The sequence below is a fragment of the Mesorhizobium sp. M7A.F.Ca.US.005.03.2.1 genome, assembly GCF_003997795.1.
GTDB lineage: Bacteria > Pseudomonadota > Alphaproteobacteria > Rhizobiales > Rhizobiaceae > Mesorhizobium > Mesorhizobium ciceri.
In genome coordinates, this window is record NZ_RZRP01000051.1 from 1 (window position 1) to 15,682 (window position 15,682).

12 protein-coding genes and 1 pseudogene are annotated in these 15,682 nt (G+C 56.3%); 12 read left to right on the forward strand and 1 reads right to left on the reverse strand.

From position 1 onward, the window contains the following. The 12 genes from EN991_RS05095 to EN991_RS40280 form a co-directional block, all read left to right on the forward strand. The coding region (locus EN991_RS05095; RefSeq protein ID WP_127368302.1) for an aminotransferase class III-fold pyridoxal phosphate-dependent enzyme at nucleotides 1–400 on the forward strand (400 nt) is incomplete at its 5' end. After that, entirely contained in the window at nucleotides 393–1,232 is an 840-nt protein-coding gene (locus EN991_RS05100) for a hypothetical protein (RefSeq protein ID WP_063169361.1), read from the forward strand. The genes EN991_RS05095 and EN991_RS05100, both read left to right, overlap by 8 nt. Nucleotides 1,233–1,398: 166 nt before the next feature. Beyond that, on the forward strand, nucleotides 1,399–2,700 hold the full coding sequence (gene ectB / locus EN991_RS05105) for a diaminobutyrate--2-oxoglutarate transaminase (RefSeq protein ID WP_063169360.1): 1,302 nt from the start codon (nucleotides 1,399–1,401) through the stop codon (nucleotides 2,698–2,700). Nucleotides 2,701–3,163: 463 nt separating this feature from the next. Beyond that, nucleotides 3,164–4,993, forward strand: coding sequence for an IucA/IucC family siderophore biosynthesis protein (locus EN991_RS05110; protein ID WP_063169359.1), 1,830 nt, complete (start codon nucleotides 3,164–3,166; stop codon nucleotides 4,991–4,993). Between the two features lie 390 nt (nucleotides 4,994–5,383). Beyond that, nucleotides 5,384–5,950, forward strand: a complete 567-nt coding sequence (locus tag EN991_RS05115; protein ID WP_158515808.1) for a GNAT family N-acetyltransferase — start codon at nucleotides 5,384–5,386, stop codon at nucleotides 5,948–5,950. Nucleotides 5,951–6,232: 282 nt separating this feature from the next. Next, the gene (locus tag EN991_RS05120; RefSeq protein WP_224571100.1) at nucleotides 6,233–7,963 is read left to right on the forward strand and encodes a GMC family oxidoreductase N-terminal domain-containing protein; all 1,731 of its coding nucleotides are present in this window, start codon (nucleotides 6,233–6,235) and stop codon (nucleotides 7,961–7,963) included. Between the two features lie 770 nt (nucleotides 7,964–8,733). Next, entirely contained in the window at nucleotides 8,734–9,855 is a 1,122-nt protein-coding gene (locus tag EN991_RS05130) for an alpha/beta hydrolase (RefSeq protein ID WP_063169347.1), read from the forward strand. A gap of 224 nt (nucleotides 9,856–10,079) precedes the next feature. Continuing rightward, nucleotides 10,080–10,952, forward strand: coding sequence for an ectoine/hydroxyectoine ABC transporter substrate-binding protein EhuB (gene ehuB / locus EN991_RS05135; protein WP_082826582.1), 873 nt, complete (start codon nucleotides 10,080–10,082; stop codon nucleotides 10,950–10,952). A gap of 59 nt (nucleotides 10,953–11,011) precedes the next feature. After that, nucleotides 11,012–11,683, forward strand: coding sequence for an ectoine/hydroxyectoine ABC transporter permease subunit EhuC (ehuC, locus tag EN991_RS05140; RefSeq protein WP_063169346.1), 672 nt, complete (start codon nucleotides 11,012–11,014; stop codon nucleotides 11,681–11,683). Further along, entirely contained in the window at nucleotides 11,680–12,348 is a 669-nt protein-coding gene (gene ehuD, locus EN991_RS05145) for an ectoine/hydroxyectoine ABC transporter permease subunit EhuD (protein WP_063169345.1), read from the forward strand. The genes ehuC and ehuD overlap by 4 nt, the downstream gene beginning before the upstream one ends. Nucleotides 12,349–12,467: 119 nt before the next feature. Continuing rightward, nucleotides 12,468–13,244: an ectoine/hydroxyectoine ABC transporter ATP-binding protein EhuA gene (gene ehuA, locus EN991_RS05150; RefSeq protein ID WP_063170381.1), complete on the forward strand. Its 777-nt coding sequence runs from the start codon at nucleotides 12,468–12,470 to the stop codon at nucleotides 13,242–13,244. A 562-nt stretch (nucleotides 13,245–13,806) separates the two neighbouring features. After that, on the forward strand, nucleotides 13,807–14,475 hold the full coding sequence (locus EN991_RS40280; protein WP_176477193.1) for a hypothetical protein: 669 nt from the start codon (nucleotides 13,807–13,809) through the stop codon (nucleotides 14,473–14,475). Between the two features lie 248 nt (nucleotides 14,476–14,723). Here the strand turns inward: EN991_RS40280 and EN991_RS05160 are convergent. Then, nucleotides 14,724–15,682 (reverse strand): annotated as a pseudogene (locus EN991_RS05160) (IS5 family transposase); the annotation flags it as partial.

Consider the following 15,682-nt stretch of genomic DNA (forward strand, 5'->3'; position numbering starts at 1 on the left):
ATGGAAGCCCGGAGCACATAGCGGGACCTTCAGAGGCAACAATTTCGCCTTCGTGACGGCAGGAGCCATGTGCAAGATGTGGTCGGATAGGAAATTTACTGCAGGTGTCGAGCGGACAGCCGTCAGGCTGCAAACGCACCTCGATCGCCTGGTTGCGAAATTTCCAAGATACATCGAACAGAAGCGCGGCCGCGGTCTGATGGCCGGCCTGAAATGCCGTTCACCGGCAGTTGTCGGCCGCGTGCACGATGTCGCATTCGAAAATGGCCTTCTTATCGAATCCTCGGGGCCAAATCGCGACGTTATCAAAGTCCTCCCACCGATAACCATCACCGATGCCGAACTCGATCGTGGCATCACCATCCTTGAACACGCACTACAGGAGCAAGACAATGCCTAGTCAGATATCTCAAGTGCCAGCCATCTCGCCGGTTTCGATCAAAGAACGGACCGGGTCGATCAACACGGCGGAGATCATCTCGGTCCTGAAAGGTGAGCTCACCGCTCTGCACATCAAGCAAGCTTTCAGCACCGAAGTAGCCGAGGAGATCACTACGAACTTTATTGGAAGCTCTGGTCTCAGAGAGCGTAAAGATGGTGTGCCCGGACAATATGTCGGCGCATCTCACTACAGGAAGGATGCAGCCACCTATTTCGCAGACGCCGAAAACGCGCGGCCGTACGTCGATGCCCTTTTTAAGAATTTGGTTGACCCGGTTCGAGCAGTATTCAGGGCGTTGAAGCGAGAGCTTCACAACCAGGGAATCGAATTGCGGCTAGCCCGTTCCGAACACGGCCAGGCCAATGTTTGTCGCGGCCTCAGTTGGTCGGGCACAGGCACATTTTCCTTGGATCCCCACGACGACGTCGCTCAAGTCTTACGTGCTGGCGATGATTACGAGCTTTCTGCGGTGGCGCACAATACGGTCGCAGCGCTCAACCTCTATCCCAGCATGCCTGAGGAAGGCGGCAATCTGAAGCTCTGGAGCCACAAGCCGACGGTTGCGGACCGGATATCGCAAGGTGTGGAGACCACTGGATATCCCTATTCGGCAGCCTATCTGGAAGCCGTCCCTTGCCGCGAGTTCGAGCTCAAAACCGGGGATATCGCCCTAATCGATGGCGGCTTCGTTCACGGGGTTACCGGTCAATTAGGCGACGGAAAGCGTCGCCTAGTGCTGAATTGCTTTTTCGGATTTGCGCGGCCTGATCTTGTTCTCTGGTGGACGTGACGTTGGACCTCGCAGCGATCGACTGGCTTGGGCCGTGAGTTGGCGTGGCCAGGCGTGTGACTGCTCATGCTGCCGTCATACAAGCCGAACCTCGAACCGATTGAAATGGCCTTCGCCAGACAGTTTGGGCTGATGCCTTTGCAGGCTACAATTCAGGACTCGCCCTATGAAGAAGCAGTTTACTCCTACAAACGATGTAAGCCTCGCGATCTTTGATCGTCTTGAGTCTGAGGTGCGGAGCTACGTCCGTGCGTTCCCAGTTCTGTTCGATCGAGGCGTCGGCACTGCCCTCATAGCTACAGACGGTCGGGAATACATCGACTTCTTGGGAGGCGCGGGAGCCTTGAATTACGGGCACAACAACCCAGCCTTCACGCGGGCGTTGTTGGACTACATTGCGCGCGACGGAATTGTGCACGGGCTCGACCTTGCTACGACCGCCAAGAAGGCCTTCATCGAAGCTTTTGAGCAGTTTATTTTGAAGCCCCGCGGTCTGTCTTATAAATTGCAATTTACTGGCCCCACAGGTACGAACGCGGTCGAGGCGGCTCTGAAGCTAGCTCGCCAAGTGACCGGCAGGTCAAACATCGTTTCGTTTACGAACTCGTTTCACGGAGTCAGCGCTGGGGCGTTGGCGGCAACCGGAAACACGAAGTTCCGAGATGCTGTCGGCTTTCCCCTCGCGCACGTGACATCGTTGCCGTACGAGGGCTATCTCGGCGCTTCAGACACGATCGAGTATTTCGAGAAGCTTCTCGATGATCCTAGCAGTGGTCTCGGCAAACCCGCTGCGGTGATCCTAGAAGCAGTGCAGGGCGAAGGCGGTGTCAATGCTGCTACCGTTGAATGGCTGCAACGGCTGCGTGATCTGACCTCTCGGCACGAGATCCTGATGATCCTCGATGATATTCAGGCTGGTGTCGGTCGCACAGGGAAATTCTTCAGTTTCGAGGCGGCTGAGATCGTGCCGGACATCGTTACCCTGTCAAAGTCGTTGTCTGCAATTGGAACGCCTATGGCCCTTGTCCTCATGAAGCCTGAACTTGATGTCTGGACGCCGGGTGCGCACACCGGCACGTTCAGGGGCAACAACTATGCTTTCGTCACTGCTCGTGCGGCCCTTGAGACTTACTGGTCCGACTCCAAGTTTGAAGATGAGATTGCTCGCAAATCAGCCATCTTGGCTCAAGAACTCAAGTCGATCGCAGACGACTTCCCCAGCCTTGCTCTGAATGTCCGAGGCCGCGGCTTGATGTATGGACTCGTATCACCAAAGCACCACTCATTGCCGGGGCTCATTTCCCGGGAAGCTTTTCGTCGCGGCTTGGTGATCGAGATCGCTGGCTCGTATGGTGAGGTGCTCAAGTTCATGACAGCCCTTACCATAACCGAGGCTGAACTGCGCCGTGGTCTGTCGATCGTACGCGACAGCATTGGCGCGGTGCAGGACAGCATTTCAGCGGAGTAGGCATTCACTCAGTCCCCCCTACCCAGTCTGGGCTTATCAAGCAAAGGAAATTCCGCTTTAGACGTATGCGATTGTATGGAGACGGACAGCAAAAATGGACACTCGGAGAGCTCAAACAATGGACACCGACCGCTTGACGTGATCGAACGACAGTACGGCATGTGCAAATCAATACACACTTCTTGCTCGTTGCAAGATGAAGGACGACGTCCAGGGCCGGTGAAACCGGTATTCTAATATATTATATAAGTAAGATGGTAATATTGCTGGTTTATCACGAGCGAAGACGAACGGTACACAACACATTAGAAATTAACTTGTATAAGAGGTCCGGTATTTCTTATCCTTTCTGATGAAAAATAGAACGGATTTTGTGCGACGTCGAAGTTTGGCGAGACGAGTGTAAGGCGCGTTCGCGAACCTTACACCGTTACGTTCTGAAGGAGTTGAGATCGTGAGTGATATGACAGCCCGAGACGATGAGATAAGCCTAGCCGAACGCGTAACGCAGCATTTGAAACCGCATTTATGGGCAAAGGCCAACCGGCTCCTTATCCGTAAAGCAATCAGCGAATTTGCACACGAGTTGCTAATTGCTCCTCGACTCCAGCGAATGGAAGGCGACTGGGGGAAGTATGTGCTGGAAAGCGAGACCCCTGGGTTGGAGTATTGGTTCCAGGCTCGGCGCCTCCTGCTAGATCACTGGCAAGTGGACGCCGGCTCTCTGGAGAAAAGGATTGAGGGCAGGCCGGCCCCCCTGGATGCGCTTGATTTTGTTATTGAGTTCAGCCGCCATCTTGGCATAAAGGAAGAGATGATGCCGGTTTACCTGCAGGAGATCAGCAGCACGCTGTATGGCAGCGCGTACAAGCAGGCCAAAACAGAGATATCCGCCGCAGAACTGGCTTTTGCCGATTACCAGATCGTTGAGGCTGGCATGACGGAGGGCCACCCGACCTTTATCGCGAATAACGGTCGCATTGGCTTTGACGCGCTCGACTATAGTCGCTATGCGCCGGAGGTGGGCAGTTCGATAAGACTCATATGGCTGGCCGTCCATAAAGAAATGGCAACGTTTAAGTCCATTTCAACGCTCGACTACGACCTTCTCATGCACGAGGAACTCGGTCGACAGGCGCTGGAACAGTTCGACGCAGCGTTGCGTCAAAAGGGACTAAACTCGACCGATTACATCTATATGCCAGCGCATCCTTGGCAATGGTTCAATCGGCTCTCAACTATCTTCGCGGCGGATATCGCCAACCGGCACATTGTCTGCCTAGGCCAGGGGAAGGACATATATCATGCCCAGCAATCGATCCGCACACTTTTCAATATAAGCGATCCGCATAAACGGTACGTGAAAACGGCGCTGTCGATACTTAACATGGGGTTTATGCGCGGCTTGTCACCGACACACATGCTGGCGACGCCCGCCATCAACGAATGGTTGAAGAATTTGCTCGACAGTGACTCCTATTTAGCCGCCAACGGCTTCAGCATCCTTCGCGAGGTCGCGACGATTGGCTATCGCAATCGTTGTTTCAACACCGCCCTCAAGAAGGACTCCCCTTACAAGCAGATGCTTTCTGCGCTGTGGAGGGAAAGCCCCCTTCGGCAGTTGAAAGAAGGGGAACGTCTGATGACAATGGCGTCGCTGCTTCATGTCGATTACAATGGTGAAGCACTCGTGACAGCCCTCATCAATGCCTCGGGGTTAGACGCCGCCGCTTGGCTACGCCGCTATTTTGAATCTTATCTGGCGCCGCTTCTCCACTGCTTTTATGCTTACGATCTAGCGTTTATGGCACATGGAGAAAATATAATTCTAGTTATGAAAGATCACGCTCCGACGCGAGTTATCATGAAAGACATTGGCGAGGAGCTTCGTATTCTAGGCGGAGATCTCAACGTGCCGGAGGAGATTAAGAGGATCTGCATTCAAGTAAATCGCGACATGAAGCACGACTTCATTTTCACCGACGTTTTCGACTGCTTCTTTCGTTACTTGGCTGTAACACTCGAAGAACATCTTGATTTTCCGTCGACACACTTCTGGCAGCTCGTAAGCGAGTCCATCCTTGGCTACCAGACGAAACATCCGGAATATGACGAAAAATACAGGCAGCATGACCTATTCGCTCCAGAATTTCTGCGACGATGTATGAATCGACTGCAGATACAAAAAAACCAGCAAATGGTGGACTTCGGTGATCCGGGAGAATACCTGCACACCGTCGGCACGCTGAAGAACCCACTGGCGGGCATTCGCAAAGTGACCAGTGCAGGTTAAGCTTGAAGGAGGCGCGTATTTTAAATGAACAATGTAGTTAGCCGGTTTTGGGCCAATACCATACCCCCCCCTTGGGGTAAGCAACCCCTTGCGTAAACGCCGCCGCAGCATGTTGCGCGTATCAGGCGCCCGCTCACCAGCGCGTCGCCTGCTTCCATTCTGAAAGGAGGCGCCTAATTTTTTTATCGCCTTCGGGCCGGCTTTCCAGGTGCCGTCAACACTGACACGGTTAGGCGCCCAAAGCTTGATTTGTGTAGACCTCGCTACCTTAAGCATAAACCTCGTCGAACGCCTTCAATCAAGCACTGCGGCCTTGACGCTCATGCTAGGAGATCATGGCCGCGTTGGAGGTAAGTGCGGCTCTAACTTATGGCTAGAAGGGAGCTTCTCATGTACATTCTAGAAACGCCGCGCCTAATCCTAAGGCCACCGTCGCATAGCGACGAGCTTCTTCTACATGAGCTTCATAGCGATCCATTTGTGGTAAATGCCATGTGGGATGGAGTCTATCCGACCCGAGAGCAATCGAAAGCTAAACTACAACAGTTCATCCATCATTGGCAGAGCAATGGTTTCGGCTTATGGATGGTGTTCGTAAAAGGCGAAGGCCAAGTCGGAAAATTCGCAGGCTACTGTGGATTGATGTACAGTGGCCCGTATCTGCCCGAAGATCCCACTAATGTGGAAACCGTATCGTGCCTCCACCTTGCGTCTTCCGGTAAGGGGATCGCCGCAGAGGCCGGCAGGGCAGCGATCCAGTTTGCTTTCGAGAACCTAACGCTCGAGAAGGTCACTTCATTCATTCGCCCAACGAACACGCGTTCGCTTCGGAAAGCACCGAAAGTAGGCCTTCGCTATGTAAGAGACCGGGTCTACAATAACGTAGTTATGCGATATTTTGAAGTGACAGTCTTGACTGCTGTAAAAATCGAAAAAGTCGTCGTTATCTCTTGTTAGTATCATTGTTTCTCGGAAGACGGTGATGCAAGAAACCGTAGGCGAGCGCTGCTCTCGCCCTACGAACTTGCAATCATTCACACCGACGCACCGGCGTGTCCGGAGATGCATGTGCCCTGGAATTGAGAGCTTGTCGGTTCAGAGATAGTTCAGATGGGTCGCTCGGTCTCGCTTCGGGCATGCCCTCGACCGATTTGGCGATCAAATCGCTCCGTTACAGACGGCATGATGTGGAGCTGCCGCGCCGTAAGTGACCATATCTCAGGCGGTAGGAGGAGCGCTTTGCTGAAGAAGCCCATCACACTTGGTACCTTGATGGGGAGTTGCGTGGTTTTCGATTATATCGTCGTGGGTGGTGGCTCCTCTGGATGCGTGATGGCGAGCAGGCTCTCCGCCTATGGCGCTCGCGTGCTGCTCATTGAAGCTGGCCCTGATACGCCGCCGAATGCCATTCCTGACGACATCCAGGATGGCGACCCAACGCGTGCTTACCTTAATCCCGGTTATCGATGGCAGTCACTCCACGCGACAACGGTGCGAGGTGGCCGCAAGCCTGTCCATTACGAACAGGCGCGCGTCATGGGTGGCGGCTCCAGCATCAATGCCCAAGTCGCCAACCGCGGCGGGCCCGGAGATTACGATGAGTGGGCCTCAAGCGGTGCAACGGGCTGGGGTTGGGAAGACGTGCTGCCCTACTTCCGTCGTCTAGAATGCGATTTGGATTTCGGCGGGGAATTTCATGGCACGAACGGCCCCTTGCCAATCAAACGTGTGCGCCAATCAGACTGGTCGGGCTTCATCCGGGCAATCTCCGATGCTTACGATGCTTTGGGGCTTCATTTCAGGCCAGACTTCAATGGTGCATTCGGTGATGGCTATTCAGTTGTCCCATTGACCAACCGCAATGGTCATCGGGTCTCCTCCGCGATGGCGTACTTACCCGAAACCGTCCGCTCTCGCCGCAATCTAACGATTTTATCCGAAACGACAGTTGCGCGGCTGACCTTTTTGGGAACAACGGTAACGGGGGTCGAGACGGAGAACAAATCGGGCGTGCAATCGTATAGCGCTTCTTGCGTTATCCTGTGCGCAGGAGCACTCCATTCACCCGCCATATTGATGCGCTCCGGGATCGGCCCCGCGAAGGAATTAGTACAATTCGGAATCCCTATCGTTGCAGATTTGAAAGGTGTGGGCCAGAATCTTCAGGAACACCCCACGATTTGCGTTTCGGCCTATTTGAAGCCGGCCGATCGCTTGTCACCCGGCGTGAGCGAATATATTCAGATGCACGCCCGCTACTCGTCGGGTTACGAAGGCTGCCCGTCGACCGATATGGCAATATCGACTGTTGCCAAATCATCCTGGCACCCGCTGGGGAGGCGCCTCGGCACTCTCGCCGTGTGGGTCAATCGCAGCTACTCGACGGGAACTGTGGCGCTCAAGGGTAGTTCGCATAAAATAGAGCCGGAGGTCGATTTCAACTGGTTGAGCGACAAGCGGGACGCCGAGCGCCTCAAGCAGGGCTTTCGCTTCATAGTCCGCCTGCTGCAGCAAGATTCGCTGTCCTCTGTGGCGCTGGACCCGTTTCCGTCAGCGTTGAATGCGCGAGCGAAGCTGGTGAGCAAGGTCACAAGCACAAACTATGCACTCACGTCATTTCTGGCGCTGCTCATGGACGCGTCGCCGCGGCTGCGCCGTGGGCTGATTAGGCGCGTCATAACGGATGGGGATAGCATTTCCGATCTCGTCAACGACGAGAAACATCTGGATCGGTATATTCGCCAGAACGTCATCCCAAGTTGGCATCCGACGTCGACCTGCAGGATGGGGGCAGCCGCGGATCCTGGCGCTGTGACCGATCCGTCGGGACGCGTTCATGGTATTTTGGGTTTGAGGATCGCCGACGCTTCCGTCATGCCATTTTGCCCTCGGGCGAACACAAACATTCCGACGATTATGGTGGCTGAGAAATTGGCCGACACAACCTTGAGAGACGGCAGACGGAGCTAGGCCAGGCGGCATGTACATTCTGCCGGAGCGCTGCCGCAATGTGGTGTTCACCGAGCCGCTTGCTAAGTTCACCGAAGCCCTGCTCATGCCGAATGGCAATCCCAAAAGACCAGCACTCCTTTGACGATATTCGTGATAAGGGCCTAACGCTGGTCACCACCGCCGGTTCCGACACGGTCACGACCGCCAAAGACGCGGGCATTCCGGAGGATCGTGTCATGCAGGTCGCCGGCCAGGCCGAATTCTTGCAGGCAGTGAAGGTCGGCCGCGCGGCGGCGGGGTCGCTAAACTACTTCACGGTAAGGAGCTCGCTGACAAGGTCGACAGCGTTGAAATGGCAGATCCGTTCACCCCGCCGGCTGGGAAGGCCGGCTACCCAAGTCTCGCCTTCCTGCCCAATCAGCAGGCGGTCGATGCCTTCAACGAGGTATTGAATACTTATATCGGCTCCGACCAAATGATGCAGTCGGTCAAAATACGGCTACACCAAAATCAATCTGCCGGACGGCACCAAGACCGGCGACCTGTGCAAGGGTTGAAATCTTGCGGGGAATGCCACCCATGCACCTAAAAGGCTCCCGGCCGCAGTGGCTGGGCGACGACAGAGCAAAGTGACAAGACGCGAGGCTCCGGGGTGCCGATTTCCGGTATTCAGACGAGATAGTTCGGCAACGTGGCATGTGAGGCTGCTACGCTCAGGAGTGAGCAATGGCAGTCCATCTCGCATGTCGCAATGCCGACCTGATGCCCCTCCTTTTGCCGAGGAACCGATGATCACCAAGCATCGCGTATCGGTTGATGGTGTCGAGACATCGTACTGCGAGAACGGAGCTGGTAGGCCGATTGTTTTCCTGCAGGGGGCGGGCTTCCGTGCAGAGGCTAAGAGTTCCTTTGTTCGGCAGCTGAACGGGCTATCCGATCAATTTACGGTAGTAGCGATTGATCAACTCCATTTTGGGGGAACGGATTATCCTGCTGACTGCAAATACATTAACCGGCTCGGTCGTGTGAATCATGTAATTAGCTTCCTCCAACAACTGGGTTTGAAGCAGATCACGCTAGTCGGCCATTCAGAAGGATCATTCGTCGACGCGCGGGTCGCGATCGTGCGTCCCGATCTTGTTTCTAAGCTTGTCCTGCTGACCGCTAACTCCGTGTCGCCGGCGTTCGGAGATGACCGTGACGAAGCTTGGCTGGAGGCCTGCCGGCAGGCTTACGGCTGTTCCGGCCCGATGCCGAGCGAAGAGGAATACATCACCGCACGGCGGAAAAGCTGCCGCGCCCACGGGCAGGATGTGGAATGCGCCGAGCGAGAAGCCTATCGGCGGGCCGCGGCTCGGGGACAATGGGAGATCTGGCAGAGATTGCCGGAAGACGAGACAAACCTGCATCGTTATCCACTGCTGCAGCAGAAGTATATCTTCCCCTACCTTGATCAGCTTCAGGCCCAGACGTTGATCATCTGGTCCAAGAACGACCCTACCGCGACGCCGGAGCAAGGGATCAACCTGGCGAAGCTGATCAGGAATTCAGATTTCCATCTGCTCAATAATGCCGGCGATTCCGTCCAGGTTGATCCGGAGCGAAGCCGTGAACAGACTCATCCGTCAATGGCACGAATGATCAACTGTGACGGGAACAATGCTCGGGCCAGCGTCTCCGAGGCGAATCTCTCAGCGGCGTGTCGCATACGACGAACTTGTGCCCTGCCATGGCAACAAGGGCATAGCCCAGGCGGTGGCGCCCATCCAACCGGGCAGGGCAGGAGTCATGCAAGACGTGGTGTGCCTCAGTTGGCCATACCACAGCTCGCGATTGTTCACTTCCAACGAACCACGGGGATGACGGAAATGTGCGTATGCACCCAAAAATCACCGAATTTCTGCGAATAACTTGCATTTCTCGCACAAAGCACCACAGCTGCGCTGCTACGCTCACGAAGCATGCACAAGTGGCGTAGCAAAGGATCGACTGGAGGAATCTATACCTAAGTGGGGACCCTGCAGCTCACACGATGATGGGAACCGCCGGACTACAAGCTCAACAAATGATGCAATGGTCTTTTCCCGAGGCATATCGGGAGACCATCGGCGATGCGAAAACGGAGGACTAACCAGTGGTCAAGTGGAAACTCGACGAATGCTTTAAGGCTGCAATCTTGAAGAGGATTGCCGCGCTCGGCCTGGCGGCGATGACAATCTCGTCCTTTGCCGGTTCGGCCTCGGCGGAGTCGCTGCTCGATAAGATTAAGAACGGAGAAACGATCCGTCTTGGCTTCACCAATGAGCCTCCCAGTGCCTATCCTGGTGCGAACAACGAGCCGCTTGGCCTGGTCAATGTGATGACACTGGACGTTCTGAGAAAGATGGGAACGACCAAAATCGAGCCGGTCGTAACCGATTGGGGTTCCCTTGTCCCGGGCCTCCAGGCTGGTCGCTTTGACATCATCACGGGCGGCATGTGGATTAAGCCGGAGCGGTGCCGCAACGTCCTGTTCAGCGAACCGATCGCATCGAGCAATGATTCGATGATCGTGCCGAAGGGCAATCCGGAAGCGCTGCATTCCCTCCATGACGCTCAGAAGAAGGGGCTTACCCTGGCCATCATGACGGGTACCACCGCAGTCGAGCAGGCGAAGAAATTAGGTTTCCCTGACGACAAGGTTATGCAGGTCGCCGGACCGCCCGAGGTCGTACAGGCTGTAAAGGCCGGCCGCGCCGCTGCCGGCTCGCTCTATAGTCTGAACGCGACGACTCTTGCCGAGCAGGATCCCAGCATTGAGGTGGCTGACCCGTATACCCCGCCGGGACCGAATGAACATCCCGCCATAGCCTTCCCGCTCAGCGAACAGGCTGCGGTAGACGCGTTCAATGCTGTGTTGAAAGACTATATTGGCTCTGACGAAATGATGGCCGCGGTCGGCAAATATGGTTACACCAAACGCGATCTCCCGGATGGCAGCAAGACCGCTGATCTTTGCAAGGGCTGAAGCTATGCGTCTGACCGCTCCCCGGCCCTTGGCCGGTAGGCGGTCAGTGGGGAGGGCATATGAGTAAGGTCGATCTCAGCTTTATCTTTGCCGTGCTCACCAAGGGCGTCATGACTACGGTCATCGTCACTCTTGGCGCCTGCGTCGTAGCGATCGTCCTTGGGCTTTTCGTGGGCCTGACCCGAGTCTCTCCCCGTCGGCAGTTGCGCTGGTTCAGTATCGCCTACATCGAATTCTTCCGCGGGACGTCCATGCTGGTTCAGCTCTACTGGTGGTTCTTTGTATTGCCGATTTTCGGTATTTTCCTGTCGCCGTGGACTGTCGGAATTTTGGGGATCGGAATGAATGCCTCTGGCTACGCAGCCGAGTATGTCCGCGCCGCCATTCAGGCCGTTGATAGGGGCCAGTATGAGGCATCTACAGCGCTCAATTTTTCGCGGCTCACCATGATGCGGCGTATTATCCTCCCACAGGCAATGCGCGCCATGCTGCCGACCTGGGGTAACATGCTCATCGATGTGCTTAAGGGTAGCTCGCTCGTCTTCTTCATCACCATTCCCGAATTTACTAGCGCCGCCAAGCAGGCGGCCGACGCAACTGGCGATTATATGCTGTTCTTTGCGGTTGCACTATTCGGTTATTACATCATCGCGCGCGCCCTCATCACTCCTTTCGTGCGCTGGCTGGAACGCCGCGTCTCGCGCGGTTTCGTTCGGGAGCAGGTGGCTTGAAGATCTGGGATTGGTCTTACGTATGGGAGGCTTTCCCATATCTCTATCAGGGAGCGATCGTCACCATTGAGGCTACGCTGCTCGGGTTTGCGATCGCGCTGATATTGGGTCTTGTCTTCGCGATGATTCGCCAGTCGCCAAACCGCTACGTCTCGACCACCATGGCGGAGATCGTGGAGTTTATCCGTTCAACGCCCTTGCTGCTGCAGTTGTTCTTTGTCTATTTCGTTGGTCCGCAGATCGGAATCTTCATTCCTGCCTGGACGGCGGGAGTTGGCGTGCTGGGGATCCACTATGCAGCCTATTGTTCCGAAGTCTTCCGCGGCGGCATCGAGAATGTGGATGGCGGCCAGTGGGAGGCCTGTACGGCACTAAACCTTTCGCGAACGCGGACCTGGCGAACAATCATTCTGCCGCAGGCGATCCCGCCCATGGTGCCAGCTCTGGGCAATTACTTCATCGGCATGTTCAAGGACACGCCGGTCCTGGCGGCAATCTCGATCTTCGAGATGCTGCAGCAGGCGAAAAATTTCGGGGGCAATAACTATCGATACATAGAAGCGATCACTATGTGCGGCTTCTTCTACTACGTGTTCAGCTTGGTTGCTTCCGCTATCGTGCAGTCGGTCCGCGTCTGGCTCAACCGCCGCTACCATCTGCAATAGGGAGGCCTTATACTATGAGCGAATTTGTGCTTCGCTTCGAGGACGATCTCACGAAGCGCCCTAGGGCATCAGCCAGGCGGGACGAGCTTGACCTCGATATCAGGCGCAGCGAAAAAGTCATGAACGAACCCATAGTTCGCTTCGAGAACGTCACAAAGCGCTACGGCGCGTTGACGGTGCTGGACGAACTCAATCTCGAGATCGCACGCAACGAGAAGGTGTCCATCATTGGTCCGTCCGGCTCGGGCAAGACCACCGTTCTGCGCATGCTGATGACGCTTGAGCACATCAACGGGGGGGTGATATGGGTCGACGGTGAACCGTTGACGCATACGCAGAAGAACGGCCAAATAGTGCCGGCGAGCGAGCGTCATCTCCGTCGCGTGCGTGCCAAGATCGGTATGGTGTTCCAGCACTTTAACCTGTTCCCGCATATGACTGCTCTGCAGAACTGCATGGAGGCGCCGATCTCCGTCCTTGGGCTCTCGAAGAAGGAGGCGGAGGCCCGAGCGGCAGAGCTGCTCGACTTGGTGGGCCTCGGCGACAAGAAGAACCATTTCCCGATCCAGCTTTCCGGGGGCCAGAAGCAACGCGTGGCGATCGCTCGGGCGTTGGCCATGCGGCCCAAGGTGATGCTGTTTGACGAGGTGACATCAGCGCTTGACCCGGAACTGGTTGGAGAGGTGCTCAACGTCATCCGCAAGCTCAGCGCCGAACATGACCTCACAATGCTGATGGTCACGCACCAGATGGGCTTTGCCAAGGAGTTCTCCGATCGCGTGTGCTTCTTTTCTGGCGGTAAGATTGTCGAGCAAGGCCCGCCCAGCCAGCTTTTAGGCAATCCGCAAAACGAGCGAACGCAGCAGTTTCTCAATGCGGTGCTGGAGACGAGGTGAGTTGCGGGTTGTGCCGCTAGTTGAGTTATCCCGTGGGTGGCTTCCGGGCAGGAACTGGTCCGTTCGGAGCAGGCTGCCCTGCGACGAACCTACGCGCGGTTTTTCAGGGCCGGGTTGATGTCGAGGTTACTGCCCCAGTTCATTCAGGACTGCATAACTAGGATCGTCCGGTCCAAGCCCCAGATTGGTCGAGTTAGGTAAATAGCGCTGCCCGTTCGGCAGTTGCGAGCTTGAAGATCTGATGTGCGTTCAATCTGCCATTCAGGGCATCTGGGCTCTGGAAAGTGCCCTAACACGATTGTCTGACGGCGGACGCAAACCCGGTATCCTACAGGCCCGGGGAGGGTCGCACAAGCGTTCTGCGGTTTCCCAGTTTTTACGGCTTTCATGCGAATGCACCAAAACAATGCCGACTTACTGCGCCTGGAAAGGCATGTTTCTCTGAAACAGCCGTTTCGACGCTGTTAAATTCGTGCATTCAGAGAGAACCTGTATCGCGCAGGTGATGGGCATTTGCTGCCGAAATCACCATCTTAGCTGCTTCCAGAAGAAGGATGCTTCCGTGACAACTCAACAAAGGGCCCTCGGAATTATTGGGCTGGAGATCGGACTTCCGCCTCGTGAATTTCCGCCACCGCAACCGGAGTCGGTCTTCAACCCGGCAACTTTCGACTTCCCAATTATAATAGAGACCGCGGCCGGGGCTTTGGAGGAGAGGGTCATTCCCGGTGATGCTTCTCTCGAGCCGGCCTACATTGCAGCTGCCAGGCGGTTGGTCGAGCGCGGAGCAGTCGCGATAACCGGGGACTGCGGGTTCAGTATCCGGTACCAGGCTGCAGTGGCCGCGTCTGTCGAAGTCCCGGTGGCCATGTCGAGCCTGCTACTGGCGCCCACGCTACTCCGGCAGCTTCCAGCTGACGCAAAGCTCGCCGTTGTGGCCGCAGACTCAAGACACTGCGGCAAAGAGCTGCTGGGCATAGATTCATCCGCAGAGGCAAGAGTAGTCATCGGCGGCATTGAAGGTGACGCGTGGCCGGCTGGTGTTGTTGAAATGGAGTCGGAGGTTGCAGCCTGTGTCGCGCGACTTGGCGCCGCACATCCGGGGATTGCCGCCCTCCTATTTGAATGTACATTGTTCCCGATGGTGACGTCAGCAATCCGTCGTAGGACAGGACTGCCCATCTATGACGCCGCGACCCTTTATCGGATGACATTCGCGTCCGTGGCTTGACCGCTTGGAGGCCACTATCCCAAAATATGAGCTCATGTCTGGTATGAGTTGCGGCTCGTTATTGTAACACACGTCCGCATCTTGTCGAATACTCTGTCGAGACTGGATCCTCGATTTCCGAGGTCAGGACGCGGTGCCTGAGATGCAGGTTGGATTTTTGGAACTCGTGCTGGTCGACCGTGATCCAGACGCTAAGCGGCGACCGACTTCGGCCGGAGTTGAAGCAGGGCGATCAAGGGCCACAAAAATCACTTCAGCCACCTGAGCAGGAGGGAGAAGTTGTATCCGGCGGCGGCCAGGACGGCGTTGAGGGCGTCGCCCTGCTGGCCGGCGAGGTAGTTGCGGCCCATGCGGTGTTCGTTCTTGATGTGGCCGATATGACGCTTGCCAGCGTGTGGCCGTCATAGGGATTGCCGGGCAGCGCTTTTGCATGCAGGGCGAACTGGCCGCCCTTGGAGCGCTTCAGCGTGGTGGCCACCGACACCTTCACACCGAACTCGTAGGGCATATGCGCCTTGCCCTTGCCAATGCATTCCACCTCGTGCGCGTGCAGGCTGTAGATCTTGCGGCCGCGCTGGCGCTGGCGTTGCTAGAGAACGGTGGCGGCCTGGTAGAACGGCCATTTGAAGAGCGCGTCCAGCCCCGCATCGCCGGCGATCTGGCGAGAAATGTCGCGAATGGTCCGGCCGAGATAGGTCTTGAGCCTGCGCAGCGCCTTGTTGGCCCGCTTGAACTGCTTGGCGTGGGCATAGCGCTGGTGGCTGATCAGCGCCAGCTGATAGCTCTGGCGCAAATGGAGCTCCTTCCCTCTTGGCCAGCCGCACCAGCCGTTCGCGCGCCCGGTTGATGAGCTTGGCGTCGGTCGGGAACATGACGTTCTTCGGCTGCACGGTTGTGTCGACGATCACCTGGCGCGTGTCGGCCGGCTTCATCGCCCCGGTCTTGACCGCAAGGCTGAGGCTCTCCTGCAACAGCGCCACGATCCGCTCCTCGCCCATGCGGCTGCGCCAGCGCGTCATCGACGAGAGGTCGAACGGCAGCGTATGGCAAAAGAACGTCTCGCCGGTGAGATACTGGAAGTAAGGGTTCTCCACCCAGCGCTCGCACAGCACCTCATCCGACAGGTTGAAGGTGTGCTTGAGGATCGCCAGCCCCGCCATCAGCCGGGTCGGCAGCGGCGGCATGCCGGGGCCGTCCGAATAGACGG